Origin of the sequence: Cellulomonas sp., assembly GCF_036279715.1 — a bacterium.
GTDB lineage: Bacteria > Actinomycetota > Actinomycetes > Actinomycetales > Cellulomonadaceae > Cellulomonas_A.
This window is the reverse complement of the sequence record NZ_DASUIR010000069.1, coordinates 1-25,653: the sequence shown is the minus strand read 5'-3', so window position 1 is coordinate 25,653 and position 25,653 is coordinate 1. Positions and strand designations below refer to the sequence as shown.

Here is a 25,653-nt window from a genome sequence, read left to right as displayed (position 1 = left end):
CATGTCACACCTCGTCGTCTCAGGCAGCGGATCGCTGCACGTTCTGGGGCTGGTCTCTGGTTTCGGGTGACGCTATGCCTGACCACCGACATCCGTCCGTGCTCTGTCCACAGGGCTCTGCCGCAGGTCGCAGCCCGTGGGCTGCTCCGATCCGGCAGGTGCTGGGACGTCCGCACCAGGAGCAACATTACCCGAACACGTGTTCGATCGCTGCGACACGCCGAACACCACGATCGCGTGCCGCGGTCATCCCGTCGCGTCGCGCCCGACCACGTCGACGGCCTCGCCCGGTTCGAGGACCACGGCCCGGCATCCCGGGGCGAACCGCTCGAGCGCGACCTCGAACGCCGCTCCCGCCCGGTCCATCCACCCCGGTGGCAGGCGTCGCGACGCGGGGGCGTGGAGCGTCCCCCAGTGCACGGGGACCGCCGCCCGTGCGCCCGCCGCGGCGCACGCGTGCGCCGCCTGCACGGGGTCCATGTGCCCTCCCGACAGCCGTGGCCCCCAGCCACCCACAGGCACGAGTGCGAGGTCGATGGGCCCGCCGGCCAGCTCAGGCAGGTGCGCCATGGCAGGGAACGGCGCCGTGTCCCCCGCGAACCAGATCCGCAGCCCGGGCGCGGCGACGACAAAACCGTTGGCGGCGTTGGGCCGGCGCCGCATCGGGCGGTCGCCGTGCACGGCATGCGTCAACCGCACCTGGACGTCCGAGCCCGGCACGGGCCACCACGTGTCGCCATGGAGACCCACCGCCGCGTCGAACCCGCGTGCGTGCAGCCACCGGACGTTCGCGGGTGCCGACAGGACGGGGATGTGATCGAGGAGCTCCAGCGAGCCGATCTCGGCGTGGTCGTAGTGCAGGTGCGAGATCAGCACCGCGGCGGCGCCCTGCCACGCCGTGACCTCGGGCGCCGCCCCCCGCCGTCGCAGCAGACCGGCGTGCCGCTGCAGCAGCGGGTCCGTCAGCAGACGGACCCCCCCGAGATCGAGCACGACGCTCGCGTGGCCGAGCCACCGCACCGCGACGGAGCCCAGACCGGTCTCGCTCATGACCGCACCCCCAGGACAGCCGACCACCGTCGGAGCTGGATGTGGACCTGCTCCGCCCCGACGAGCATCGCGGTGCCGTCGACGTCTGCGAGCAGGTCGGCGTCGACAGCGAGCCCGCTCGGGTGCAGCAGCAGGGCGCGGTTCTGATCGCCGCCGAGCCCGCCGTGCGAGCCGACCTGACCCTCGAACGCGTGCACGTGACCTCCAGGTGTGATGGCAGAGATGACGAGCAGGTCGCCGGTGTGCTCGAGCCGACCCGCACGGGCGAGATCGGCCCGGGCCTGTGTGCCCCATCCCGCGAGCGGGTCCTCACCCTCCGGGGCGACGTCGTGCTCGAGCAGCGCGAGACCCCGCCCGCCGACGGCGACGAGCCCGCGCGCCGCCGTGTCCACGACGACCGCTCCGACCCCGGGCCGCGCGGCCAGGCCCGCGACCAGGCCGGGCCACCGTTCCTGGAGGTCCTCGAGCACGAGCCGGGCAGGGGCGGACGGGAACCACACGAGGCCGAGGTTGCCGGACCCGGTGACGACCACGTCAGGAGCGCCGACCCGCCCGGACCGTCCGGCGCGCACAGCCCGCGACGGCGCGTCCGGACCGAGCATGACGGTCCCGCGCGGGCGCGATCCCGAGAACGCCGAGGTCAGGAGGGAGTTGAGTGGTCCCCACTCCTCGCCCGCGACGGCCTGCACCCCGTTCGCGTCCGGGTCGGCCATCAGTGAGCGCACCACCTCGAGCAGGCTGCGCCCCTCGACCTGCTCGAACGTCGGGCCGAGCGACTGCCCGTGGTCCGACAGGACGACGACCTGGTAGTCGCGCGCCGCCAGGGGCAGGACCTCCTCGATGACGTGCAGCACGCCGTCGAGCCCCTCGAGGGCACGCAGCGCCTCGGGACGGGTCGGGCCGGCGTGATGGGCGATCTCGTCGTAGTCGACGAGATCGACGAAGATCGAGGGGGTGCCGCGGACGAGGTGCTCGGCGACGAGCGACGTCGTCAGGTCGCGCATGAGCGCGTTGGTCACGCCGCGCAGCACGACGAACCAGCCGCCGCGCGACACCCGGGGCTCGACCCCGCGCACCCGCTGCCGGCGCGCCTGGTAGAGCTCCTTGGCCATCTCGGCGACGCTGCGCGCGACGGCTCGGGTGAAGACGAACGGGCTCGCGAAGAAGCGCAGGTAGGCGGGCCCCGGTCCGAAGCCGCCGCGCGAACCGTCCGGTGCGCGCGCGCTCCGACTCATGACGAGCAGGTTCGTCGCCGCGCCACCGCTGAACATCGTCGAGATCGCCGCCCCGTCCGGCGCAAGGAGGCAGGTCTCGGTCGGCAGCGTCGACTCGACGAGCGCCGCGTCCGTCGGATGGTTCGTCACGACGAGGCGACCGAGGTCGCGATCCCACCAGCGGAACGCCGGGATGCCGCTCGAGTCGCCGTGGAGGAGGGCGGCCTGGCTCGCCGGCGTCGTCGCAGGGACGCGCGACCACCAGGGGTCCAGGCAGTGGCTGCCCGACGCGAGCCACCGCGCGACGGTGGGCGCGAGGCCTGCCTCCACAGCCTGGGCCAGCACAGGGGCAGACACCCCGTCGAGCTGGACGACGAGCAGACCCGGCGAGCGCTCGCCCTCGACACGCGCGCCCAAGGCCGGCGGCCCGGCGAGCGCCGCAGACCCACCGCCTGGCGCCGAGCCCGCGCGCCGGGCCCGGGACCGTGCACGACGGATGACGTCGCCCAGCACGTACTCCGTGTCGTTGACGCCCCAGAGCCACCGGCCGACGGCCATGACGAGTGACGCGATGAGCAGGACCTCGAGCACCGCCACACCGGAGTCCACGACGATCCCGGGGACGTGCGTCAGCGCGACCCACGCCACCAGGACCTGCGCCGCCAGCCCGGCCACCAGGGCCCCCATGGCGCCGGCGGCCCGGGCGAAGAGCCGCAGAGGCGCCCGCAGCACGAGGTCGCCGACGCCGACCACCAGAGCCGCGAGCAGGATCGCTGCCGGGTGGTTCGCGCGGGCCCCGTCGACCAGGGCGATCGCCGCACCGAGCCCGAGCGCCGTGGTCACGAGCGAGCCCGCGGTGTCCCAGGCGTCCGCGAGCCGCGGTCGCCCAGAGCGCGCCCGACTGGCGGTGGGGGCCGGGCTCGAGAGCACGCCTCCAGCCTGCCACGGGTCTACCGGCGGGGTGGTGCCTGCCGGTGGCTCGCGCCGAATCGCCGCGTGTCCGAGACGTCCATCGCGTCGCACAGCGCGTGCCAGACCGTGCGCGGCTCCTCACCGTCCTCGAGCGCGGCCGCCGCGGTCCGACCGTCGAGCGCGGTCAGGACGAGGTCGTTCGTCAGGGCGCGTCCGTGCACCCGGCCGAAGACCTCGTCGACCAGCTGCCAGAACTCGCGAAGGCGCACCCGCACAGCCTGCCACCCGTCGACCGTGCTGTCGGCCACCGGTCCGACCGCACGGCGCACTGTGGGTGCCGACGGTCACAATGGTGCGGTGGACGACCCGTCGGAGGTGCTCGCGCGCTTCTCGGCGCCCACCCGGGACTGGTTCATGGGCGCCTTCGCGGGGCCGACGGCGGCACAGGCCGGCGCCTGGTCCGCGATCTCGTCGGGCGAGCACGCGCTCGTCGTCGCCCCGACCGGGTCCGGCAAGACCCTCGCGGCCTTCCTGTGGGCCCTCGACAGCCTCCTCTCGCCCGGTCGCGAGCTCGCGGCGGTCCCGGCGGTCGAGCGCTGCCGGGTGCTGTACGTCTCTCCGCTCAAGGCACTGGCAGCCGACGTGGAGCGCAACCTGCGCTCGCCGCTCGTCGGGATCCGGCAGGCCGCCACACGGGCCGGGCTCGAGCTCGCTGACGTGCAGGTGGGCATCCGCACAGGCGACACCCCGCCCGCCGAGCGCCGGGCGTTCGCGACCCGTCCTCCTGACATCCTCATCACGACGCCCGAGTCGCTCTTCCTGATCCTGACCTCGGGTGCCCGCGCCGGCCTTGCCGGGGTCCGGACCGTGATCCTCGACGAGATCCACGCGGTCGCCGGAACGAAGCGCGGCGCCCACCTGGCCGTCTCGCTCGAACGGCTCGACGCTCTGCTCGACCACCCGGGCGGCCCGGGGCCGGCGCAGCGGGTCGGCCTGTCGGCGACCGTCCGACCGGTCGATGCCGTCGCACGCTTCCTCGGCGGGGCACGGTCGCCCGTCGACGGCGGGCGACGCGTCGTCGTCGTGCAGCCGCCGTCGACCAAGCGGATCGAGGTGTCCGTCGTGGTCCCCGTGCCGGACCTGTCCGACCTGAGTGCCACACCCGGCGTTCGCGCCGGTCGACCTGGCGACGCCCCGCCTCTCCCACCGGGCGAGATCGACCTGACAGGCCCGGCGGCGGGGCCCGTCGCACGCCCGTCGATCTGGCCCCATGTGGAGGAGCGGGTCGTCGACCTCGTCGCGGGCCACCGCACGACGCTCGTCTTCACGAACTCCCGCCGGGGCGCCGAGCGCCTGACCGCACGGATGAACGAGGTGTGGGCCGAGCGCAACGGCGCGTTCGTCCCCGATCCCGGCACGCTGCGTCCCGCGCAGTCGCCCGGCGAGTCCGGCACGGCGGTGGGGATCGACACGCGCGACGCGTCGACGATCCTCGCGCGCGCCCACCACGGGTCGATGAGCCGGGCGGAACGTACCCGCACCGAGACCGAGCTCAAGGCGGGGCGACTGCCCGCCGTCGTCGCCACGAGCTCGCTCGAGCTCGGCATCGACATGGGGGCGATCGACCTCGTCGTGCAGGTCGGCACGCCGCCGTCGGTCGCGAGCGGCCTGCAGCGCGTCGGGCGCGCCGGCCACCAGGTCGGTGCGGTCTCTCGCGGCGTCGTGTTCCCGACGTTCCGCGGCGAGCTCGTCCCCGCCGCCGTCACAGCGGCCCGCATGCGGAGCGGTGAGCTCGAGGAGCTGTCGGTCCTGTCGAACCCGCTCGACGTCCTCGCGCAGCAGGTCGTCGCGATGGTGGCGGTCGAGGACTGGTCGGTCGCCGAGCTCGCGACGCTCGTCCGCCGCTCCGCGCCGTTCGCCACCGTCGGCGACGCGACCGTCCGCGCCGTCCTCGACATGCTCGCCGGCCGCTACCCGAGCGAGGAGTTCGCCGAGCTGCGGCCGCGCATCGTCTGGGATCGCACGCTCGACGTGCTCTCGGCGCGGCCGGGGGCCCTGCGGCTGGCGGTCACGAGCGGCGGGACGATCCCCGACCGCGGCCTGTACGGCGTGTTCCTGGCCGGTCCGTCGGTCGCGAACGACGTCGCAGCCGACGACGAGCGCGTCGCAGGACGCCCGCGCGGCGGCAAGCGGGTGGGCGAGCTGGACGAGGAGATGGTCTACGAGTCGCGCGTCGGCGACACGTTCACCCTGGGGTCGAGCACGTGGCGCATCGAGGAGATCACCCCCGACCGCGTGGTCGTCTCGCCCGCGCCGGGCCTGCCGGGTCGGCTGCCGTTCTGGAAGGGCGACTCCCCCGGGCGCCCCGCCGAGCTGGGCCGGGCGATGGGGGCCTGGGTCCGTGAGCTGCTGGCGCTGCCCGACGACGAGGCCCGCACGTTCGTCGAGCGTGCGGGGCTCGACGCGTGGGCAGCCGACAACCTGCTGGCCTACGTCCACGAGCAGCGCACGGCGACCGGCGAGGTGCCGACCGACGCCACGCTCGTCGTCGAGCGCTTCCGCGACGAGATCGGCGACTGGCGCATCGTCGTCCACTCGCCGTACGGCGCGCGCGTGCACGGACCCTGGGCGCTGGTCGTCGCCGCGCGGCTGCGCGAACGCTTCGGCGTCGACGTCGCAGCCATGCACGCCGACGACGGCATCGTGCTGCGCCTCCCCGACCTGATGGCCACCGATGCCCCGGCCGGCGGTGACGCCGGGGCGCGATGGTCGGACGACGGGCCGGCCATCGAGTCCGCCGACCTGCTCATCGACGCGGACGACGTGGCCGACGCCGTCCGCGCCGAGCTCGGCGGTTCGGCGATGTTCGGGGCCCGCTTCCGGGAGGCCGCCGCCCGCGCGCTGCTGCTGCCGCGCCGCCGTCCGGACAAGCGCCAGCCCCTGTGGCAGCAGCGGCAGCGCTCGGCGCAGCTCCTGAGCGTCGCCGCGCAGTACCCCGACTTCCCGATCCTCCTCGAGGCCGTCCGGGAGTGCCTCCAGGACGACTTCGACATCGCCGCGCTGACCACGCTCATGCGCGACGTCGCCGCGCGCCGCGTCCGGGTCGTCGAGGTCACCACGCCCATGCCCTCGCCCTATGCGCAGTCGCTCCTGTTCGGCTACACCGCGCAGTTCCTGTACGACGGCGACGCCCCGCTCGCCGAGCGCCGCGCCGCCGCGCTGACGCTCGACCCGACGCTCCTCGCCGAGCTGCTGGGGAGCGGGCAGTCGCAGCTCGCCGACCTCCTTGACCCTGCTGCGGTCGTGCGCACCGAGGCAGAGCTCGGAGGGTTCGCCCCGGACCGTCAGGCGCGCTCGCTCGAGCAGGTCGCGGACGTGGTGCGGCGGCACGGACCCCTGCCCGTCGGGGAGATCGAGCGCCGCACCCGCGAGGACGTACGCCCACAGGTGGCAGGCTGGCTCACCGAGCTCGAGTCCGCGCGCCGACTCATCCACGTCCGCCTCGCGGGGGTCCAGGCGGGGTCGACCGAGCAGTGGGCAGCCGTCGAGGACGCCGGTCGCCTCCGGGACGCCCTCGGCGTCGCACTCCCCGTCGGCGTCCCGGAAGCGTTCACCGAGGTGCTTCCCGATCCCCTCGGCGACCTCGTGCGCCGGCACGCCCGCACCCGCGGGCCGTTCCCCGCGACGGAGGTCGCCGTGCGCTTCGGCCTCGGGGTTGCGGTCGCGACCGATGTGCTGCGTCGGCTCGAGGGGTCGGGCGCGCTCGTGCAGGGACGGCTCCGGCCGGACGTGCTGGGCGGGGTCGGCGACGAGTTCTGTGACGCGGACGTCCTGCGGATGCTGCGCCGACGGTCGCTCGCCGCGCTCCGCTCGGAGGTCGAGCCGGTCGACCCCCGGGTGCTCGGCGTCTTCCTGCCGCGATGGCAGGGCATCGACCCCGTGCCGGTCACGGCAGGACGATCCCACCGGTCAGGCTCGTTGCGGGGTCTGGACGGCCTCGCCCGCGTCGTCGAGCAGCTCGCAGGTGTCGTTGTGCCCGCGTCGGCGCTCGAGACGCTCGTGCTTCCGGCGCGCATCGCGGACTACTCCCCCGCGCTCCTCGACGAGCTCACCGCGGCGGGCGAGGTGCTGTGGGCGGGTCACGGTGCCCTTGCGGGCAACGACGGGCTCGTGAGCCTCCATCCTGCTGCGGTCGCCGACCTGACCCTCCCGCCCGCCGACCCGGTGGAGCCCGGAGGCCCTGCGGACACGCCGGTGCACCGGGCGGTGCTCGACTCGCTCGAGGGCGGTGGCGCCTACTTCCTCAGCGGTCTCGTGGGGCGCGTCGGGCAGCTCCTGGCCGGTCGCGACGAGGATCTGGCCGGGCCGCAGCGAGCCCCGACGCAGGCCGAGGTGACAGCCGCACTGTGGGACCTGGTGTGGGCGGGTCTCGTGACGAACGACGGGCTCGCACCGTTGCGCGCGCGACTCGGTGCCGGCCGGACGGCGCACAGGACCCCACCGGCGCCCGGACGCAGCCACTCGCTCGCGCGCGGTTCCCGCCTCGGCCTGCGCGGCGGCCTCGCGCGTCCGGACCGACTGATGTCCACCGCCGTCAGTCAGGAGGCGGGCGGGCGGTGGTCGCTGCTGCCAGCGCGAGAGCCGGACCCGACGCTGCGCGCCCACGCGCTCGCGGCCCAGCTGCTCGACCGCCACGGCGTGCTCACGCGTGCCGTGGCGCCGGCCGAGGGCATCGCCGGCCAGTTCGGTCCCGTCTACCGGGTCCTGGCGGCACTCGAGCAGGCCGGTCAGGTGCGCCGCGGCTACTTCGTCGAGCACCTGGGTGGTTCGCAGTTCGCCCTGCCAGGAGCCGTCGACCGCCTGCGTGCGGACGCCCGGACCGTCGAGCGCGCCGTGGCGCGGTCCGCCGGGCACGGCGCGGAGGCCGCGGCGGACGGGGCGACCGAGGCGCCGTTCGTCGTCGCTCTCGCCGCGACCGACCCGGCCAACCCCTACGGCGCCGCGCTCGCATGGCCGGCGCCGAGCGGTGTGTCGTCCGCGGAATCACCCGCCGGTCACCACCGACCGGGCCGGAAGGCAGGGGCGGTCGTCGTGCTCGTGGATGGCGCCCTCGTCCTGTACGTCGAGCGCGGCGGTCGCACCGTCCTGACGTTCACGGCCGACGACGCGCTGCTCACCCCTGCTGCCTCGCGGCTCGCCGAGATGATCCGGGCGGGCCGGCTCGGGCGAATGACGCTCGCCCGCGCCGACGGCGCCGAGCTGCTCGCAGGCGACGCGCTGCGAGGCCCCCTCGGTCGCGCTCTCGCCGGCGCCGGCTTCGCCCCGACCCCTCGTGGCCTGCGGCTCCGCGGACAGCAATGAGACCCCCGACCGCGATGGCGCCCGATGCCCGAGGGTGACGTGCTGCGGCGCACGGCAGCCCGCCTGGACCAGGCCTTGGCGGGCCGCGTGCTGACCCGGTCCGAGCTGCGATGGCCGACGGTGGCCACGTTCGACCTTGTCGGCCGCACCGTCCTGCGCACCGCGCCGTACGGCAAGCACCTGCTGACCCGGTTCGACGACGGGCTCACCCTGCACACGCACCTGCGCATGGAGGGCTCGTGGCGCATCGAGCGGACCGGGACGCCGGGCGCGCGCGCCGGTGGGCAGCAGGTCAGGGCGGTCCTGGGGGGTGAGACGTGGACCGCGATCGGTGACCGGCTCGGCATGGTCGACGTCGTCGCCACGCGCGACGAGCACACCCTCATCGGGCACCTGGGGCCCGACCTCCTGGCCGACGACTTCCCGGGACCTGGACTCACGGAGGCGCTGCGGCGGTGGGCCCTGCGGGGTGCGCAACCGGTGTGCGACGTCCTGCTCGACCAGGAGGTCGTCGCGGGGATCGGCACGATCTGGATGGCGGAGTCGCTGTTCGCGCGGCGGCTGTGGCCGTGGACTTCTGCGGATCGCGTCGACGCCTCGGCCGTCCTCACGACGGCACGGACCCTCATGGGTCGCTCGGCGGCGGCGTTCGCGACGTCACGCCCAAGTCACTCCGTGGCCGAGCTCAGCCGCCAGGTCCACGGCCGACACCGTCAACAGTGCCGACGGTGCGGCACGCCCATCGACGTCGGGACTGCACGCAAGCCCCCGCAGGAGCGGCCGGTGTTCTACTGCCCGACCTGCCAGCACGTCTGAGGACGGCTCGCAGGCACGGTCCACGACCCTGCCGACCGACCAGGAGCGAACCGTCCAGGAGCGCTCAGCCGATGGCGGCGAGCTCAGCCCGGGCGCGTGCCCAGCCGGCATCGCTGGTTCCGTCGAGCGAGGCGGTCAGCTCGAACGGGATGGTGTCAGGGATCAGCAGACGTTCGGCGACGGCGATCCTGTCGCTGACCTCGCGGAGCACGAGCGACATCGGGACGTCCAGCGCGTCGCAGATGCTGCCCAGCAGCTCGGACGACGCCTCCTTCTGACCGCGTTCGACCTCGCTCAGGTAGCCGAGCGACACCCGAGCAGCGGAAGACACCTCGCGCAGGGTGCGACGCTGCCGCTGACGAGCATCACGCAGCACATCACCGATCTCGCGGCGTAGTACGACCATCTGGCGTCCCCCTTTCGCGTCTCGTTCGAACTCGTGACCCGTTCCGGTACGCGTCCCGATCGGCCGGGCGTGAACCGCGACCGATACGTCCGTTCGTCCCTTGACGGGGATAGTCCCACCGTACCGTGCACCGCTGACCCTCGCGGCGGCAGGACGTGTCGGGGGCCTGGTGCTCATCACGTCAGACCCAACGTCCGCCCTGGCCCCGGTGTTCCCGGAGGCGACCGGCCGGGGTCGAAAGATCACCCGTGAGCTCCCACGACCTCGAGCGCGAGCGCGAGCACTGCGGTGCGCGCAGCGACCCGGACCTCGCCGCGTCCGCCCGCCAGGTGCATCGACCGCACCTGGGTCGTCGTCGGTCCTGCGACCGCGACGTGGACGGTCCCGGGAACGTGACCGTCCTGCGGATCAGGTCCGGCGACGCCGGTCGTCGCGAGCCCGACGTCGGCACCCAGACGGCGTCGCACGCCCTCCGCCATCGCCATCGCGACCTCGGGGTCCACCGGGCCGCGCGCCGCGAGGAGCGCGCCGTCAACGCCCAGCAGCGTCGCCTTGAGGTCGGTCGCGTACGCGACCACGCCGCCCCGGACGACGCTCGAGGCGCCCGGGACGTCGATCAGGCTCGCGATCACCATGCCGCCCGTGAGCGACTCCGCGACAGCGACGCTCCAACCCCGCGTGCGGAGCGCCTCGAGGAGCGCCACGGCCCGCAGACGCTCGCCGTCGAGGCCGCTCGAGCCGATCGGCGCCTCAGTCATGCTGCCGCCGACGGCGGGCGGTGCTCCTCGCGGCGGATCCTCGCGGCCGTCTTCACGTAGTCGGCGCCCGTCACGAGGGTGACCGCAACAGCGGCCGCCATCAGCACGCCCGCCACGACGGTGACGAGCTCCGGCAGATGGCTGAGCGGCAGCAGGTAGACGCCGATCGCCACCGACTGCAGCACCGTCTTGACCTTGCCGCCGCGTGAGGCCGGCAGCACCAGGTAGCGCAGGAGGAAGAACCGCATCACGGTGATGCCCAGCTCGCGCACCAGCACGACGACCGTCACCCACCACCACAGGTCACCCAGGACCGAGAGGAGCACCAGGGCGGTCCCGATGAGCAGCTTGTCAGCGATCGGGTCGAGCAGCTTGCCGAGGTCGGTGACCTGCCCGGAACGTCGTGCGATGAGCCCGTCGACCCGGTCGGTCGCGGCGGCGACAGCGAAGATCACGGCCGCGACGAGGCGCCACCGCACGGTGTGCCCGCCGTCGGCCATGAGCGCGACGGCAAAGAACGGGACCATCGCGATCCGCAGCACAGTGACGGCATTGGCAAGATTCAGGCGGGACGGGACGGTGGGGACCACCTGGACAGCCTAGAGGCGCCCCACAGCGTCCCTGGCCATTCGCCGGCCGCGCGGCGCGTGATCGACCAGGACGGAAGGCGTGCACGAGAGCGACGCGCTCGCGCTAGTGTCCGACGCGTGACCCGACATGCCCGCGCCGACACCGCCGTCGGCCGGAACCGGGTCGTCGCACTCGCCGTGGGCCTCCTCCTCACCGTGGCGGCCGCGCTCGCGCCGCTCGTGGCGCCCTCGTGGGGTGCCGGCGTCGTGGCGGCCGACGGTCCGTCGGCCGCGACGGGCGTCGTGCCGCCCGCCAGCACCCCGACACCCACGCCGACGCCGACGCCCGATCCCGACGCGCAGTTCACGATCGTGGCGGCCGGCGACGTCCTGCCGCACCTGCCGGTGCTGTCGTCCGCCCGAGTCGCAGGTGGCGGCTACGACTTCTCCCCCGTGCTCTCGGGCCTCGACCCGTGGGTGCAGGGCGCCGACCTCGCGCTGTGCCACCTCGAGGTGCCCGTCGCCCCACCCGGCACCGCACCGAGCGGCTACCCGATGTTCGGGACTCCTGCCGAGATCGCCGCCGCGCTCCGGGCGCAGGGCTGGGACGGCTGCTCCACGGCGTCCAACCACTCCGTCGACCGTGGCTTCTCGGGCGTCACGGCAACCCTCGACGCTCTCGACGCGGCAGGGCTCGGTCACGTCGGCACGGCGCGCTCGGCGATCGAGCAGAGCCAGCCGCAGCTCTACACGCTCGAGCGGGCCGGCCAACGGATCACCGTCGCCCACCTCGCGGCCGCCTACGGCACCAACGGGATGCCGATCGACGCCGACAAGCCGTGGTCGGTCAACGTCATCGACGTGCCCGCCCTCGTCGCGCAGGCGACCTCGGCCCGCGCCGCAGGCGCCGATCTCGTGGTCGCCAGCGTGCACTGCTGCGTCGAGTACGTCACCGAGCCGACCCCAGAGCAGGTGACGATCGACCAGGAGCTCGCCGACTCCGGCGTCATCGACCTCGTCATCGGCCACCATGCGCACGTCCCGCAGCCCGTCGCGAAGCTGACAGGCGGACCGCGTGGCGAGGGCATGTGGGTCGCGTACGGGCTCGGCAACTACCTGTCGAACCAGGACGGCGCGTGCTGCTCGGTGAACACGGACTCGGGGCTCCTGCTGACCGCGCACATCGAGTCCGCAGGGGCGTTCGCCGCTGACGGTCGCGCCGCAGGACCAGCACGGGTGACCGGCGTCGAGTGGACCCCGATCACCGTCGACCGGCGCAGCGGCCATCAGGTGCATGCGCTCGCGGACATCACGGGCGGCACCGGCACGCTCTCGCCGGCCGCCGTCGCGGCGCGCACGGCGCGAGTCGTCGCGGCGGCAGGTTCAGCCGCCCCCGAGCGCACGACGCCGCCGACACCCACCGGGGTCGCCCCCGTCGTCGTCCCTCGTGCGGCCGGCTGACGCGGGCCCCGTCACCCGCGCGCGGTAGCCCGGGCGACCGCGCCCTCCGGCTGTGCGCTGCCGAACAGCCAGCCCTGCCCGTACCGCCAGCCGTTCCGGTGCAGGTACGCGGCCTGCTCCTCGCTCTCGATGCCCTCAGCGATCGTGACCATCGCGAGCTCCCGCGCAAGCGCACCCAGAGCCCGGGTGACCTTCGCGGCGACCGGGTCGTCCGGTATCCCGGACGTGAAGGACATGTCGAGCTTGACGCCGTTGACCGGCAGGTCCCGCAGATAGGACAACGGGGAGATGCCGGTCCCGAAGTCGTCGAGCAGGATCGGGATGCCCGCGGCGCTCAGCTGGGTCAGCTCGTGGCGGATGCGCGTGCCCGAGGCCACCAGCGTCGACTCGGTCAGCTCGACCACGAGACGGCCCGGTGCGAGTCGGTGGCGGGAGATCTCGGCAAGCAGGCGAGCGGCGAACTCCCCGTCGCCCAGCTGGTCGGCCGAGACGTTGATCGAGACCCATCGGCTCTGGTCAGCACACCGGGCGAGGTAGCAGGCCGCTTCCGTCGCGACGAACGCACCGAGGGCACCTGCGAGGCCCACCTCCTGCACGTTCCCGAGGAACGACCCGGGCAGCAACAGTCCGCGGTCCGGGTGCTGCCAGCGGACGAGCGCCTCGTGACCCATCACCCGGCCGTCCGACAGGTCGACGATCGGCTGGTAGTGCAGCACGAGCTGGTTCTTCACGATGGCGTCGGCAAGCTCGGCCTGCAGGCTGCCCGCGGCGCCCTGGACGGCCATCGACGCGTCGTAGACCTCGGTCCGACCGCGTCCGGCGGCCTTCGCGCGGTACAGCGCCGCGTCGGCGGCCGCGAGGAGCGCTGGGGCTCCTCCCGCGATCGCCTCGGGGTCGGCCAGCGCGATCCCGATGGATGCGTTCACGGTGAGCCGGCGCCGCTGGACGCGGGCGGGCTCAGCCAGCATCCCCAGGATCGACGCGGCGACGTCGAACACGGCCTTGGCGGCGTCGGGATCCTGGACGACGACGACGAACTCGTCCCCACCGAGCCGCGCGACGGTGCCGCGCCCGGCGGTCGCGGCACGCAGCACGCCTGCGACATGGACGAGCACCTCGTCGCCCGCCGCGTGGCCGTAACGGTCGTTGATGGCCTTGAACCCGTCGAGATCGCACGCGAGCACCGCGACCCGGTCCACGACGCCGGGCTGCTCGAGGACGGACTGCAGGACCTCCTGGAGCAGGGTGCGGTTCGCGAGCCCCGTCAGCGGGTCGTGCATGGCGCGGTGCGTGAGCATCTCGGCCTGCAGGCGCGACTCCGTGCTGTCGCGAACCTGGACGACGAAGTGGTCCGGGTCGCCGGACGGACCTCGGACGAGAGCGACGTCGAGCACCGCCCACACGAAGTGACCGTCGGCACGCTGGTAGCGCTTCTCCCGGGAGAACCTGTGCTGCTCACCCGCGAGCAGCCGCGCGACGTCCGCACGTTCGGCCTCCTGCTCGTCAGGCTGCGACAGCGCACCCAGGTCGTACCACCGCAGGGCCTCCACCGTGGTGCCGAGCAGCTCGGCGAACGCGACGTTGACCTCGACGATCCGCCAGTCGAGGTCGACGAGGGCCATCCCGATCGGTGCGTTCTCCATCGCGACGCGGAACTGCAGCTCGCTGCGCTCGAGCGCTGCCTCGACCTCGCGACGTCCCGTCACGTCGACGAGCGTCGTGAGGACCGCCGGCGCGGACCCGTCCCCGACGGGAACGAGCTGGGTCGCGACCTGCACCATCCGCGCCTGGGTGCCGCGCTGGCCCGCCAGGACGATCCCGACGAGCTGGGAGTCCACGGAGTACCCCGCACCGGAGGCGCCCGAGCGGTGGCTGAGGACCGCGGCCGGGTTCATCGACAGCCCCTGCTCGTTGACCACCACGACGGGGAGGTCGGTGATCGCCCTTCCGACGGTCGCACGCGCGTCGACCCCGAGGATGGCCGCGGCCCGCTCGCTGATGTCGAGCACACGGCCCGAGAGCGACAGGACCAGCACGCCCTCTTTCGTGACGGACTGCAGCGCGTCGTAGCGGTGCCGGAGCTCGCGCGCCATGACGAGGAGGTCCCGCGCACGGCGCACCTGACCACGTTCACGCCCGAGCAGCACCATCACGGCGACGAGCGCGCAGATCGCCACGACCGCGACGACAGCGCTCACTGCTCCCCACGGCTCGAGCAGCATGTCGTTCACCGGCGGTCGCCCGACCAGGGGTCGGCGCTCTCCTCCGATTCGAGGTCGTCGTAGTAGTCCTGGGCGACGGGCGGCATGCCGGGCAGCACGTCCTCGTCGGGGTCGTCGTTGCCGACGTGGTCGCCGCGCAGCAGGGCGAGGGTCGCGGGCAGGTCGTCGGCGAGGACCAGCACCTCGCGCGCCTTGGAGCCCTCGGTCGGCCCGACGATCTCGCGTGACTCGAGGAGGTCCATGAGCCGGCCCGCCTTGGCGAAGCCGACCCGCAGCTTGCGCTGGAGCATCGACGTCGAGCCGAACTGGCTCGTGACGACGAGCTCAGCGGCCTGGAGCAGCAGGTCGAGGTCGTCGCCGATGTCGTCGTCGACCTGCTTCTTGGCGACTGTCGCCACGATGTCGGTGCGGTAGTTCGGCTTGTGCTGCCTCTTGACGTACTCGACGACCGCGTGGATCTCGCTCTCCGAGACCCAGGCGCCCTGGGTACGCATCGGCTTGGCCGCACCCATCGGTAGGAACAGGGCGTCACCCTGCCCGATGAGCTTCTCGGCGCCGGGCTGGTCGAGCACGACGCGCGAGTCGGTGAGCGACGAGGTCGCGAAAGCCAGGCGCGACGGCACGTTGGCCTTGATCAGACCGGTCACGACGTCGACGCTCGGTCGCTGCGTCGCGAGCACGAGGTGGATGCCGGCCGCGCGCGCGAGCTGGGTGATGCGCTGGATCGAGGCCTCGACGTCGCGGGGCGCCACCATCATCAGGTCGGCGAGCTCGTCGACGATCACCAGCAGGTACGGGTAAGTGGCGATCTTTCGCTCGGAGCCCGCGAGCGGCTTGACCTTGCCGGACCGCACCGCGGCGTTGAAGTCGTCGATGTGCTTGAACCCGAACATGGCCAGGTCGTCGTACCGGGCCTCCATCTCACGGACCACCCACTCGAGGGCCTCTGCGGCCTTCTTGGGGTTGGTGATGATGGGGGTGATGAGGTGCGGGATGCCCTCGTAGACCGTGAGCTCGACTCGCTTGGGGTCGACGAGGACCATCCGGACCTCGTCCGGGGTCGAGCGCATGAGGATCGAGACGATCATCGAGTTGACGAAGCTGGACTTGCCCGCACCGGTCGCACCCGCGACGAGAAGGTGCGGCATCTTGGCGAGGTTCGCGGTGACGTAGCCGCCCTCGACGTCCTTGCCGACGCCGATGATCATCGGGTGCTCGGTCCGACGCGCGGCGCTCGAGCGCAGGACGTCGCCGAGCGAGACGATCTCGCGGTCGGTGTTGGGGATCTCGATGCCGATCGCGGACTTGCCCGGGATCGGCGACAGGATCCGGACGTCGGCGCTCGCCACCGCATAGGCGATGTTGCGCGAGAGGGCTGTGACGCGCTCGACCTTGACCGCCGGGCCGAGCTCGACCTCGTACCGCGTGACCGTCGGCCCGCGGGTGAAGCCCGTGACCTGGGCGTCGATCTCGAACTGGTCGAGCACCGTCGTGAGGGCCTCGACGACACGGTCGTTGGCCGCCGAGCGCACCTTGTGGGGCGCGCCCTTGACGAGGAGGTCCTCGGGTGGGAGCTCGTAGAGCACGTCGCCGCCGAGCATCTGCTGCTCGCCGCGCGGGACACCGGTCGTGGCCGGCGCCGTGAGCGCCTTGGCCGCGGTGCGGGTCGCGGCCGCCGACGCTCCCCCGGCCTCGAGCACGGCCGTCGGGACCGTGTCGGGGGCAGGCTCCGCCATCATGCCGCCGGCGTCCGGCGCAACCACGGCGGCACGTTCGAACGCCTCGTCGCCGTCATACCCGTCGAGAAGCGCGGCGTCGGAGAGGTCGGTGACCGCACCCCGGGCCTTGCGCGCCAAGAGTCGACGCCGCTTCGGTGGCGCCTCGATCTCCGGCACGGCGCTGTGACCGGCGTTGATGACGAGCGGCTCGTCGTCGCCGTCGACCTGCGGCCGACGGTTGCCGGTGAGGTGGTCGTAGCCCGCGCGCACGCGCGGCACCACCTGGTTCACCGGGGTCGCGGTGACGACGAGCAGACCGAAGAACGCGAGCAGCACCAGGAGCGGGACCGCGACGTACACGGTCAGCATCGTCTCCAGGGGCGTGCCGAGCAGGTAGCCGACCACCCCGCCCGCGTCGCGGACCGGGCCGAAGCCGTCCGCCGGGTCAGGGGCTCCCGCGGAGACGTGCACGAGGGCGCACACCGCGAGCGTGATCGCGGTCAGGCCGATCCCGATGCGCGAGTTCGCGTGGCCCAGCTCGGGGTGCCGCATCAGACGGATCGCCAGCCCCAGGAGCACGACGGGGACCACCACGCCGACCCGCCCGAACGTGCCCGCGACGACGTTGTGGACGAGGTCGCCGGCAGTGCCGGACAACCCCCACCACTCGCGTGCCGCCACGACGATGACGAGGCCGAGCAGGGCGAAGGCGATGCCGTCGCGGCGGTGCGCCGGGTCGAGGTCACGCGCACCGCGCCCCACGCGACGAGCCATGCCGCCGATCACGTGCGCGCAGCCCATCCACACACCCCGGACGATCCGCAGCGGGAGGGCGGGACGTCGGGGTGGCTGGGGGGTCGCACCACGACCGGCAGGCCGCGTCGACCCGCCCTGCTTGGAGGCGTTCGCGCGGGCGGCGGGCCGGTGCGCCGACGCCGACCCGCTCGCGCTCGCGCGGGGGGTCGGGGAAGACGTGCGGGTCGCCATGGTCCTCACGGTAGCGGGCGGGGTGCACCAGCGCGGGGAGCCCGGGGGGTGCGTGTCGGTCCGGGCCGCGCGAGCGCGTGGGATCGTGGTGCCCTGCGGGCTCACGCCGCGCGATCCGGATGTCGGTGGTGGGTGGAAGGGTGACGCGGGTGAACGGATGGATGAATCGCATGACGACAGCTGTGGTCGGGGCGGCTGTGGTCGGGGCGGCTGTGGTCGGAGCAGCTGGGGTCGGGGCTGCCCGGTGACGCGGCGCGGCTGGCTCCTGCTCGGCGCCATGGGATTCATCTGGGGCGTCCCGTACCTGCTCATCAAGGTCGCCGTCGCCGAGGTGTCGCCACCGGCCCTCGTGCTCGCCCGGACCGCGATCGGCGCGGTCGTCCTGGTGCCGTTCGCGGCCCGTCAAGGCGGTCTGAGCGTCCTGCGCGGTCACTGGCGACCGCTGCTCGCGTTCGCGGCGCTCGAGATCATCGGCCCCTGGGTGCTCCTGTCGAACGCCGAGGTGACCCTCGCAAGCTCGACGACCGGCCTGCTGGTCGCGACGGTCCCCGTGTTCGCCGTGGTGCTCGGGCGGCTCGTCGGCGATCGTCGTCCGGTGGCTCCCGTGCGGTGGTTCGGTCTCGTCGTCGGGCTGGCCGGGGTGGCACTGCTCACCGGGCTCGGCTCGGCGCCAGGACACGCGTGGCCCATCGTCCAGGTGCTGCTCGCCGCCCTCGGCTACGCGATCGCGCCGATCATCGCGGACCGCGCGCTGCAGGGCATCCCCCCGGTCTTGCTCACCGCCGCGTGCCTGGCTGTCGCGGCACTCGCGTACGTGCCCGTCGTCGCCCTGTCCGGACCGCACCCGATGCCCGGCGCGAAGGCCCTCGCATCACTCGCCGTGCTCGGGGTCGTATGCACGGCGCTCGCCTTCGTGCTCTTCTTCACCCTGATCACCGAGGTCGGCGCGGCGCGGTCGACACTCGTCGCGTACCTGAACCCCCTGGTCGCCGTGACTCTCGGCGCCCTCGTGCTGTCCGAGCCTGTGACGGCCGCCGTCGCCGTGGGCGGTGCCCTCATCGTCGGCGGATCGGCCGCGGCCTCGTCGCGTCCCCGTCAGCCGGTGGACGAGCCCGTCGTCCGCCCGCTCGCCCGTACCCCCTCGTCGAGCTGACCGCGAGGGGATACCGGGCCGATCGAGCGGTCAGGCCTCGACGACGACCGGGATGATCATGGGGCGCCGACGCAGCCGGTTCGATGCCCAGCGCCCGACGACACGGCGCACCACCTGCTGCAGCTGATGCGTGTCGGAGGTGCCCGAGCGTGCCGCCTCCTCGAGCGCCGCCGTGAGCTCCGGGAGGATGTCGCCGAACACGGCGTCGTCCTCGGCGAACCCCCGGGCGTGGATCTGCGGCCCGACGAGCACCGTGCCGTCGGCGGAGCTGACGACCACGAAGATCGACAGGAAGCCCTCCTCGCTGAGGATGACCCGGTCCTTGAGCTCGGCGTCGGTGAGCTCGCCGACGCTCGACCCGTCGACGTAGACGTACCCGCACGGCACCACGCCGACGACCCTGGCCAACCCGTCGACGAGGTCGATGACGACCCCGTCCTCGGCGAGCACGACGCGCTCGGCCGGAACCCCGGTCTTGACGGCGATCGCGCCGTTGGCCACGAGGTGGCGCACCTCGCCGTGCACCGGCATGACGTTGCGCGGCTTCAGGATGTTGTAGACGTACAGCAGCTCGCCGGCGCTCGCGTGGCCGGAGACGTGCACCTTCGCGTTGCCGGAGTGGACGACGCGCGCGCCGAGCCGGGTCAGGCCGTTGATGACGCGGTAGACGGCGTTCTCGTTGCCCGGGATCAGCGACGACGCGAGGATCACGGTGTCCCCGGGGCCGACGGCGATCTTGTGGTCGTTGTTCGCGATGCGGGACAGGGCAGCCATCGGCTCACCCTGGGATCCGGTGCACATGAGCACGATCTCGTCGTCGGGCAGCGTGTCGAGCTTCTTCTGGTCGATGAGCACGCCGTCGGGCACGCTGAGGTAGCCGAGCTCGGCGGCGATGGTCATGTTGCGGACCATGGAGCGGCCGACGAACGCGACGCGTCGCCCGTGGCGGTGCGCTGCGTCGAGCACCTGCTGCACGCGGTGGACGTGCGAGGCGAACGACGCGACGACGATGCGCTGCGGGGAGTCCGCGAAGACCGTGTCGAGGACGGGGCCGATCTCCCGCTCCGACGCGAGGAAGCCAGGCACCTCGGCGTTGGTCGAGTCGACCATGAAGAGGTCCACGCCGGCCGTGCCGAGCCGCGCGAACGCGCGCAGGTCCGTGACCCGGCCGTCGAGCGGCAGCTGGTCCATCTTGAAGTCGCCGGTGTGCAGCACGGTGCCGGCACCGGTCTTCACAGCGACCGCGAGCGCGTCCGGGATCGAGTGGTTCACTGCGACGAACTCGCAGTCGAACACGCCGAGCTGCTCGCTCTGCCCCTCCTTGACGGCGAGGGTCACCGGCGTGATGCGGTGCTCCTTGAGCTTGGCCTCGACGAACGCGAGTGTCAGCTGTGACCCGACGAGGGGGATGTCGGCGCGCAGCCTCAGCAGGTACGGGACGGCGCCGATGTGGTCCTCGTGGCCGTGCGTGAGGATGACGGCCTCGATGTCGTCGAGGCGGTTCTTGATGTAGTCGAAGTCCGGCAGGATCAGGTCGACGCCGGGCTGGTTGTCCTCCGGGAACAGCACGCCGCAGTCGATGACGAGGAGCCGTCCGGCGTACTCGAGGACCGCCATGTTGCGCCCGATCTCGCCGAGCCCGCCGAGCGCGACGATGCGCAGCGCGCCGTCGGCCAGGACAGGGGGAAGGGTCAGCTCGGGATGGGGATGGCTCATGAACTCTCCAGGTCTAGCTCGAGACGACGTCCAGCAGACCGGCCGCGCGCAGATGGGCGCGCAGCGTGACCACGTCGTCGTCCGACGCGGCCACGTAGGGCAGCCGCATGTGTCGGTTGGGGATGAGGCCTAGCGCCTCGACGGCCGCCTTGGCGAAGACCGCCTGAAAACCTGCGCCGTTGAGCGCGTCGATCGCGGGGACGATCGAGAGGAAGACCTGCAGCGCCCGCGCGTGGTCGCCTGCGTCGAAGGCGGACGTGAGCTCGGCGAGCCTGCGGCCGGCGACGTGGCCGACGACGCTCACGATGCCCGCAGCGCCGTGCGCGAGCAGCGCCAGGTAGGCCGAGTCGTCGCCGCTGTACCAGGCAAGCCCGGTCCGAGCGATCGCGCTCGCCGCGCCGTACAGGTCGCCCGAGGCGTCCTTGACCGCGACGACCCGCTCGTGCTCGGCGAGCCGCGCGACGGTCGCCGGAGCGATCCGCACGCCCGATCGACCCGGGACGTCGTAGAGCATCACCGGCAGGTCGGTCGAGTCCGCGACCGACCTGATGTGGCGGTAGACGCCCTCCTGCGACGGGCGCGAGTAGTAAGGGCTCACGACGAGCAGCCCGTGCGCGCCTGCCTCGGCGGCCTGCTCGGCCATCCGGACGGCGTGAGCCGTGTCGTTCGAGCCGGCGCCCGCGACGACCCACGCGCGCTCACCGATGGCGCCGACGACCGCCTCGATGAGCGCGGCCTTCTCGGGTGCGTGCGTCGTGGGCGCCTCGCCCGTCGTCCCGTTGAGCACGAGCCCGTCGTGACCGTTGTCGACGAGGTTCGTCGCGAGCCGCACGGCCGCGTCGAGGTCGACCTCGCCGTGGGCGGTCATCGGGGTGACCATCGCCGTGAGCACGGCACCGAAGGGGCGTGCGGGCGAGGTGGCGCGAGGCATGCGCCCAAACTACCGTCCGGCGCGGGCAAAGGGCGCACCCGCCCGGACCGACGCGCGCGAGCCCCGAGCATCGACCGGGACGTGTCCGGAAGGTGGCTGCCCGGTCGGCCCGGCGGCGGGCAGGGGGCGCGGCGTCGAACACCTCGTGAACTCGTGGCGAATCTGCCCGCGAACTGCCGGCCGGACGTCCCGAGGGGTGTGAGATCGGCCGTGGCGGACGCATCCGGTCCGCTCAGCCCACCTGGCCCGGAGGCCTTCGTGCTCGCAGCCGTCAACCCGCTTGCCATCGCCCACCGCGGCGATCCGGTCGGCCACCGCGAGAACACCGCGGCAGCCGTCGTCGCGGCGATCGAGCAGGGGGCGGACGCGATCGAGGTCGACGTCCAGCTGGCAGCCGACGGCACTGTCGTCGTGGTGCACGACGACACGTTCGCGCGGCTGTGGGACGACCCGCGTCCGGTCTCGGCTCTGACGTGGCCCGAGATCGCCCTGCTCGGCGAGGGAGACCTGCGCGTCCCTCGGCTCGCAGAGCTGCTCGAGATAGCAGCCGACGCCGGCGTGCCGCTGGTGCTCGACCAGAAGCACCCCGTGGCGGCCCTGCCCGCCCTTCGCGTCGTCCGGGCCGCCCGCACGGACGGCACGGCGTTCTGCGGATCGACCGAGGGGCTCCTCGAGGTCCGCGAGGCTGCACCCGGAGCGACGATCTACTTCAACGATGCCAGCCTGCAGCTGCCGGACGTGCGTCTGCTCGCCCAGCTCCGACCGCAGTACTACAACCCGTACTACCGGTTCCTGACGCCCGCGACCGTCGACGCGATGTCCACGTTCGGCATCCGGACCTGCTGCTGGACGCCCAACACCGACGCCGAGCTCACCCTCGCCCTCGATCTCGGCGTCGACGCCGTCATGACCGACCGCGTCGGGCCGCTGCGCGCGATCCTCACCGGCAGGCGCGGATGAGCGCGGTCGAGGCCGCGCCGCGGCGCCGCGGCCCTCGCCGCCGCGAGTACCTGACGTTCCTCGCGTTCGCCGGGCCGAACCTGCTGATGATCGCGCTGTTCACCTACCGACCGCTGCTCCTGAACATCCAGTACTCGACGCTCAGCTGGAACCTCGGATCACGCACGGCGACGGTCGTCGGGCTGGGCAACTACACCAAGTGGTTCGCGGACCCGCGCAGCTGGGAGGTCCTGCGGGTCACGGGCGTGTTCACGCTGGCCACGGTCGGCGGGACGCTCGTGCTCGGGCTCCTGCTCGCGACGGCCCTCAACCAGCGGGTCAAGGGGCGCACCGCGGCGCGCTCGATCATCTTCGCGCCGTACGTGCTCTCGGGCGTCGGCGTCGGGCTCGTCTGGCTCTTCATCTTCGACCCGATGTACGGCGCCCTGTCCGCGGTGCTGCGCCTGTGGGGAGCAACCGGGCCGGACTGGTACCTCGACCGTCGCTGGGCCCTCGTCATGGTGATCATCGTCTACGTCTGGAAGAACCTCGGGTATGCGGCCGTCGTCTACCTCGCGGCGCTGCAGTCGGTCCCGCAGGACCTGCTGGACGCCGCCGCGCTCGACGGCGCCGGGACGGTGCGCCGATTCACGCACATCACGCTCCCGCTGCTGTCGCCCACGACGTTCTTCCTGCTCATCACCACGACGCTGAGCTCCCTGCAGTCGTTCGACCTGATCCACGTGATGACCAAGGGCGGGCCGATCGACGGCACGACGACGCTGATGTACCAGGTGTACGTCGAAGCGTTTGTGAACGGCCGCGCCGGGTACTCCGCGGCCATCGCGACGATCCTGTTCGCGATCCTCCTGGTCGTCACCGTGCTGCAGATGCGCTTCCTCGAGCGGAGGGTCCACTACTCGTGAGCACGACCATGCAGGCTCCCGACGTCACGCGGCGGGTCGCCGTTCCCGAGCTCACCCCACGGCCCGACCGGCGCCCGTCCCGGCTGCGCTCGCTGCTCGGTGGCTACTTGCCGGTCGCGGTCGCCACCGTCGTCGTCGTGCTCCCGCTGGCCTGGATGGCGCTCTCGTCGTTCAAACGACCCGGTGAGATCGTGCACCTGCCGATCCAGTGGCTGCCGTCGACCGCCTACCCCGGCAACTACGTCGAGGCGGCGCACACCGTGTCGTTCGGCCGCCTGTTCCTGAACAGCGCGATCGTGACGGCAGTCGGCGCCGGCACCAAGGTGGTCCTCGCACTCCTGACCGCCTACGCGCTCGTCTTCATCCGGTTCCCGGCGAAACGGCTCGTGTTCACCCTCGTGCTCGTGGCGCTCATGGTGCCGCCCCACATCGCACTCGTCCCCAACTACACGCTGATCGCGCAGCTCGGCGGCCGCAACACGCTGTGGGGCATCGTCCTGCCGGGCCTCGGGACAGCGTTCGGGACGTTCCTGCTGCGCCAGCAGTTCCTCTCGCTGCCTCGCTCGATCGTCGAGGCCGCCGAGATCGACGGGGCTGGTCACCTGCGTCGGCTCGTGAGCATCGTCGCCCCGATCTCCGCCCCCTCGATCGCGACCGTCGCGCTGATCAGCATCGTGTTCGAGTGGAACGAGTACCTCTGGCCCCTGATCATCACCGACAACCCGCGCTACATGACCCTGCCCGTGGGTCTCACGCTGCTGCAGAACAGCGAGTCCGGATCCGCCGCCTGGGGCGTGCTGATGGCGGGGACCGTGGTCGTCATCGTCCCGATCCTGCTCGTCTTCGCCGCGCTCCAGCGGTGGATCGTCGCCGGCCTCACCCAGGGAGCCGTCACCGGCTGACCCGCCCGACCTCACTCCTCACCGTCCCCTTGCGTCACCCGTCCGAGAGGAAACCGTCATGTCCCCTGCCCTCTTCCGCCCGCGCACGCAGTCTCAGAACGCCCGTACGCCCGGTGGGCTGCACCTGCCCGACCTCGCCCTGGACCGCCGCTCGTTCCTCGGCCTGTCGGCCGCAGGCGCCGGGGCGCTCGCGCTCGCCGCGTGCGCCGGCCCGTCCACCGCGTCCGCGGGGGCCGCATCCACCCCGACCGCGAGCGCCGCCGACTGGGCGGGGGTCAAGCCCGCCAAGGAGATCAGCTTCTGGTCGAACCACCCCGGCGGGTCGCAGGAGACCGAGCAGAAGCTCGTCGACGCCTACAACGCCTCGCAGTCCGACACCAAGGTCACACTCGTGACGGCCGGCAAGAACTACGAGGAGGTCGCGCAGCGGTTCCAGACGGCCCTCGCGGGCGGCGGGCTGCCGGGGCTCGTGATCTTCTCCGACGTGTGGTGGTTCCGCTACTTCCTCAACGACTCGGTCATCCCGCTGGACTCGCTGCTCAAGGCGGTGGACGTCGACACGACCGACTTCCGGCCGAGCTTCTTCGCCGACTACCAGTTCGACGGCCAGCAGTGGGCCGTCCCCTACGCGCGGTCGACGCCGCTCTTCTACTACAACAAGGCCCACTGGGCCACCGCCGGCCTGCCGGACCGCTCCCCGAAGACATGGCAGGAGTTCGGCGAGTGGGCACCGAAGCTCAAGGGCGCCTCGACCGGCGCCCAGAACGCGTTCCAGTACCCCGCGATCGCCGGCTACGCGGGTTGGACGTTCCAGAACAACGCGTGGGGTCAGGGCGGGTCGTACAGCGACAAGTGGGACATCACGATCGATGCCGACCCGGTCGTCGAGGCGCTCGAGTGGGTCCGCAAGGGCGTGCAGGTCGACAAGTGGGCCGGCGTCACGGCCAACGACCAGGCGGCCGACCTGTCCTCGGGTGCCGTCAGCGCGACCGTCAGCTCGACCGGGAGCCTGGTCGGGATCCTCAAGGCCGCAAGCTTCGACGTCGGGGTCGGGTTCCTGCCTGGCGGCCCGGCCGCGACGGAGCCGGTCTGCCCGTCCGGTGGTGCCGGCCTCGGCATCCCCAAGGACATCACGCCGGAGGAGCAGGTTGCCGCCGCGGCCTTCCTCAAGTTCCTCACGCGGCCCGACAACACCGTCGCCTTCTCGGCCGCTACCGGCTACATCCCGACCCGCACCTCGGCCGATGTCAGCACTCTCGTCGCCAGTGCGCCGCAGATCCAGACGGCGATCGACCAGATCGCGGTCGTCCGCACGCAGGACTACGCACGGGCCTTCCTGCCGGGAGGCGACAAGGCCATCGCCGACGGGTTCGGGCGGGTCGTGACCCAGAACGAGGACGCCAAGACCGTGCTCACGGAGGTCAAGGCGCAGCTCACCGACATCTACACGACGGACGTCAAGCCGCACCTCGTCTGAGGAAGGGCGCCCCGCACCCCAGTACCCCCGCCCGCGGGGGTGCTGGGGTGCGGGTGGCACGTCCACGCGTCGGCGGGCTGCCTCGCCGGTGGCGGGACTACCGGGCAGCGGTGTCCGGGTCCACGCGTCGGTAGG

18 protein-coding genes are annotated in these 25,653 nt (G+C 72.8%); 8 read left to right on the top strand and 10 right to left on the bottom strand.

The window, feature by feature from the left end:
• Positions 1-246 precede the first annotated feature (246 nt).
• Genes VFW79_RS07345 through VFW79_RS07335 form a run of 3 tightly spaced genes read right to left on the bottom strand, consistent with a single transcriptional unit; the run spans position 247 to position 3,445 of the window.
• Positions 247-1,050 (bottom strand): MBL fold metallo-hydrolase, encoded by an 804-nt coding sequence (locus tag VFW79_RS07345; RefSeq protein ID WP_329676661.1) that lies wholly within the window; start codon positions 1,048-1,050, stop codon positions 247-249.
• Positions 1,047-3,194: a phage holin family protein gene (locus tag VFW79_RS07340; RefSeq protein WP_329676660.1), complete on the bottom strand. Its 2,148-nt coding sequence runs from the start codon at positions 3,192-3,194 to the stop codon at positions 1,047-1,049. Before VFW79_RS07340 ends, VFW79_RS07345 begins: the two co-directional genes overlap by 4 nt.
• 20 nt (positions 3,195-3,214) lie before the next feature.
• Entirely contained in the window at positions 3,215-3,445 is a 231-nt protein-coding gene (locus VFW79_RS07335) for a DUF3046 domain-containing protein (protein WP_197711464.1), read from the bottom strand.
• 145 nt (positions 3,446-3,590) lie between these two features.
• On the opposite strand from VFW79_RS07335, the gene VFW79_RS07330 reads away from it, so the two are divergent.
• Positions 3,591-8,537: an Lhr family helicase gene (locus VFW79_RS07330; RefSeq protein WP_329676664.1), complete on the top strand. Its 4,947-nt coding sequence runs from the start codon at positions 3,591-3,593 to the stop codon at positions 8,535-8,537.
• A gap of 24 nt (positions 8,538-8,561) precedes the next feature.
• Positions 8,562-9,353: a DNA-formamidopyrimidine glycosylase family protein gene (locus VFW79_RS07325; RefSeq protein ID WP_329676659.1), complete on the top strand. Its 792-nt coding sequence runs from the start codon at positions 8,562-8,564 to the stop codon at positions 9,351-9,353.
• Positions 9,354-9,417: 64 nt separating this feature from the next.
• Here the strand turns inward: VFW79_RS07325 and VFW79_RS07320 are convergent, their stop codons facing one another.
• The 3 genes from VFW79_RS07320 to pgsA form a co-directional block, all read right to left on the bottom strand.
• Positions 9,418-9,759 (bottom strand): helix-turn-helix transcriptional regulator, encoded by a 342-nt coding sequence (locus VFW79_RS07320; protein ID WP_329676658.1) that lies wholly within the window; start codon positions 9,757-9,759, stop codon positions 9,418-9,420.
• 242 nt (positions 9,760-10,001) lie between these two features.
• Complete coding sequence (locus tag VFW79_RS07315) at positions 10,002-10,517, bottom strand: CinA family protein (protein WP_329676657.1); 516 nt, start codon at positions 10,515-10,517, stop codon at positions 10,002-10,004.
• On the bottom strand, positions 10,514-11,107 hold the full coding sequence (gene pgsA / locus VFW79_RS07310; RefSeq protein ID WP_329676656.1) for a CDP-diacylglycerol--glycerol-3-phosphate 3-phosphatidyltransferase: 594 nt from the start codon (positions 11,105-11,107) through the stop codon (positions 10,514-10,516). Before pgsA ends, VFW79_RS07315 begins: the two co-directional genes overlap by 4 nt.
• Before the next feature lie 117 nt (positions 11,108-11,224).
• Here pgsA and VFW79_RS07305 point away from each other — a divergent pair, with 117 nt between their 5' ends.
• Entirely contained in the window at positions 11,225-12,547 is a 1,323-nt protein-coding gene (locus VFW79_RS07305) for a CapA family protein (RefSeq protein ID WP_329676655.1), read from the top strand.
• 11 nt (positions 12,548-12,558) lie between these two features.
• Here VFW79_RS07305 and VFW79_RS07300 read toward each other — a convergent pair whose 3' ends face one another.
• Positions 12,559-14,769: a putative bifunctional diguanylate cyclase/phosphodiesterase gene (locus tag VFW79_RS07300; protein ID WP_329676663.1), complete on the bottom strand. Its 2,211-nt coding sequence runs from the start codon at positions 14,767-14,769 to the stop codon at positions 12,559-12,561.
• 5 nt (positions 14,770-14,774) lie between these two features.
• Positions 14,775-17,474, bottom strand: coding sequence for an FtsK/SpoIIIE family DNA translocase (locus VFW79_RS07295; RefSeq protein ID WP_329676654.1), 2,700 nt, complete (start codon positions 17,472-17,474; stop codon positions 14,775-14,777).
• Positions 17,475-17,718: 244 nt separating this feature from the next.
• Between VFW79_RS07295 and VFW79_RS07290 the strand changes: the two genes are divergently transcribed.
• On the top strand, positions 17,719-18,627 hold the full coding sequence (locus VFW79_RS07290; RefSeq protein ID WP_329676653.1) for a DMT family transporter: 909 nt from the start codon (positions 17,719-17,721) through the stop codon (positions 18,625-18,627).
• Between the two features lie 30 nt (positions 18,628-18,657).
• Here VFW79_RS07290 and VFW79_RS07285 read toward each other — a convergent pair whose 3' ends face one another.
• Both VFW79_RS07285 and dapA read right to left on the bottom strand, forming a co-directional pair.
• Complete coding sequence (locus VFW79_RS07285) at positions 18,658-20,343, bottom strand: ribonuclease J (protein ID WP_329676652.1); 1,686 nt, start codon at positions 20,341-20,343, stop codon at positions 18,658-18,660.
• A 13-nt stretch (positions 20,344-20,356) separates the two neighbouring features.
• Positions 20,357-21,274, bottom strand: coding sequence for a 4-hydroxy-tetrahydrodipicolinate synthase (dapA, locus tag VFW79_RS07280; RefSeq protein ID WP_329676651.1), 918 nt, complete (start codon positions 21,272-21,274; stop codon positions 20,357-20,359).
• Between the two features lie 210 nt (positions 21,275-21,484).
• Between dapA and VFW79_RS07275 the strand changes: the two genes are divergently transcribed.
• From VFW79_RS07275 to VFW79_RS07260, 4 genes are read left to right on the top strand one after another with little or no spacing between them, the layout of a single operon-like run.
• Positions 21,485-22,234: a glycerophosphodiester phosphodiesterase gene (locus tag VFW79_RS07275; protein WP_329676650.1), complete on the top strand. Its 750-nt coding sequence runs from the start codon at positions 21,485-21,487 to the stop codon at positions 22,232-22,234.
• On the top strand, positions 22,231-23,139 hold the full coding sequence (locus VFW79_RS07270) for a sugar ABC transporter permease (RefSeq protein WP_329676649.1): 909 nt from the start codon (positions 22,231-22,233) through the stop codon (positions 23,137-23,139). The genes VFW79_RS07275 and VFW79_RS07270 overlap by 4 nt, the downstream gene beginning before the upstream one ends.
• Positions 23,140-23,147: 8 nt before the next feature.
• Positions 23,148-24,041, top strand: coding sequence for a carbohydrate ABC transporter permease (locus tag VFW79_RS07265; protein ID WP_329676662.1), 894 nt, complete (start codon positions 23,148-23,150; stop codon positions 24,039-24,041).
• 58 nt (positions 24,042-24,099) lie between these two features.
• Positions 24,100-25,518, top strand: coding sequence for an ABC transporter substrate-binding protein (locus tag VFW79_RS07260; RefSeq protein ID WP_329676648.1), 1,419 nt, complete (start codon positions 24,100-24,102; stop codon positions 25,516-25,518).
• The last annotated feature ends 135 nt before the right edge of the window (positions 25,519-25,653 follow it).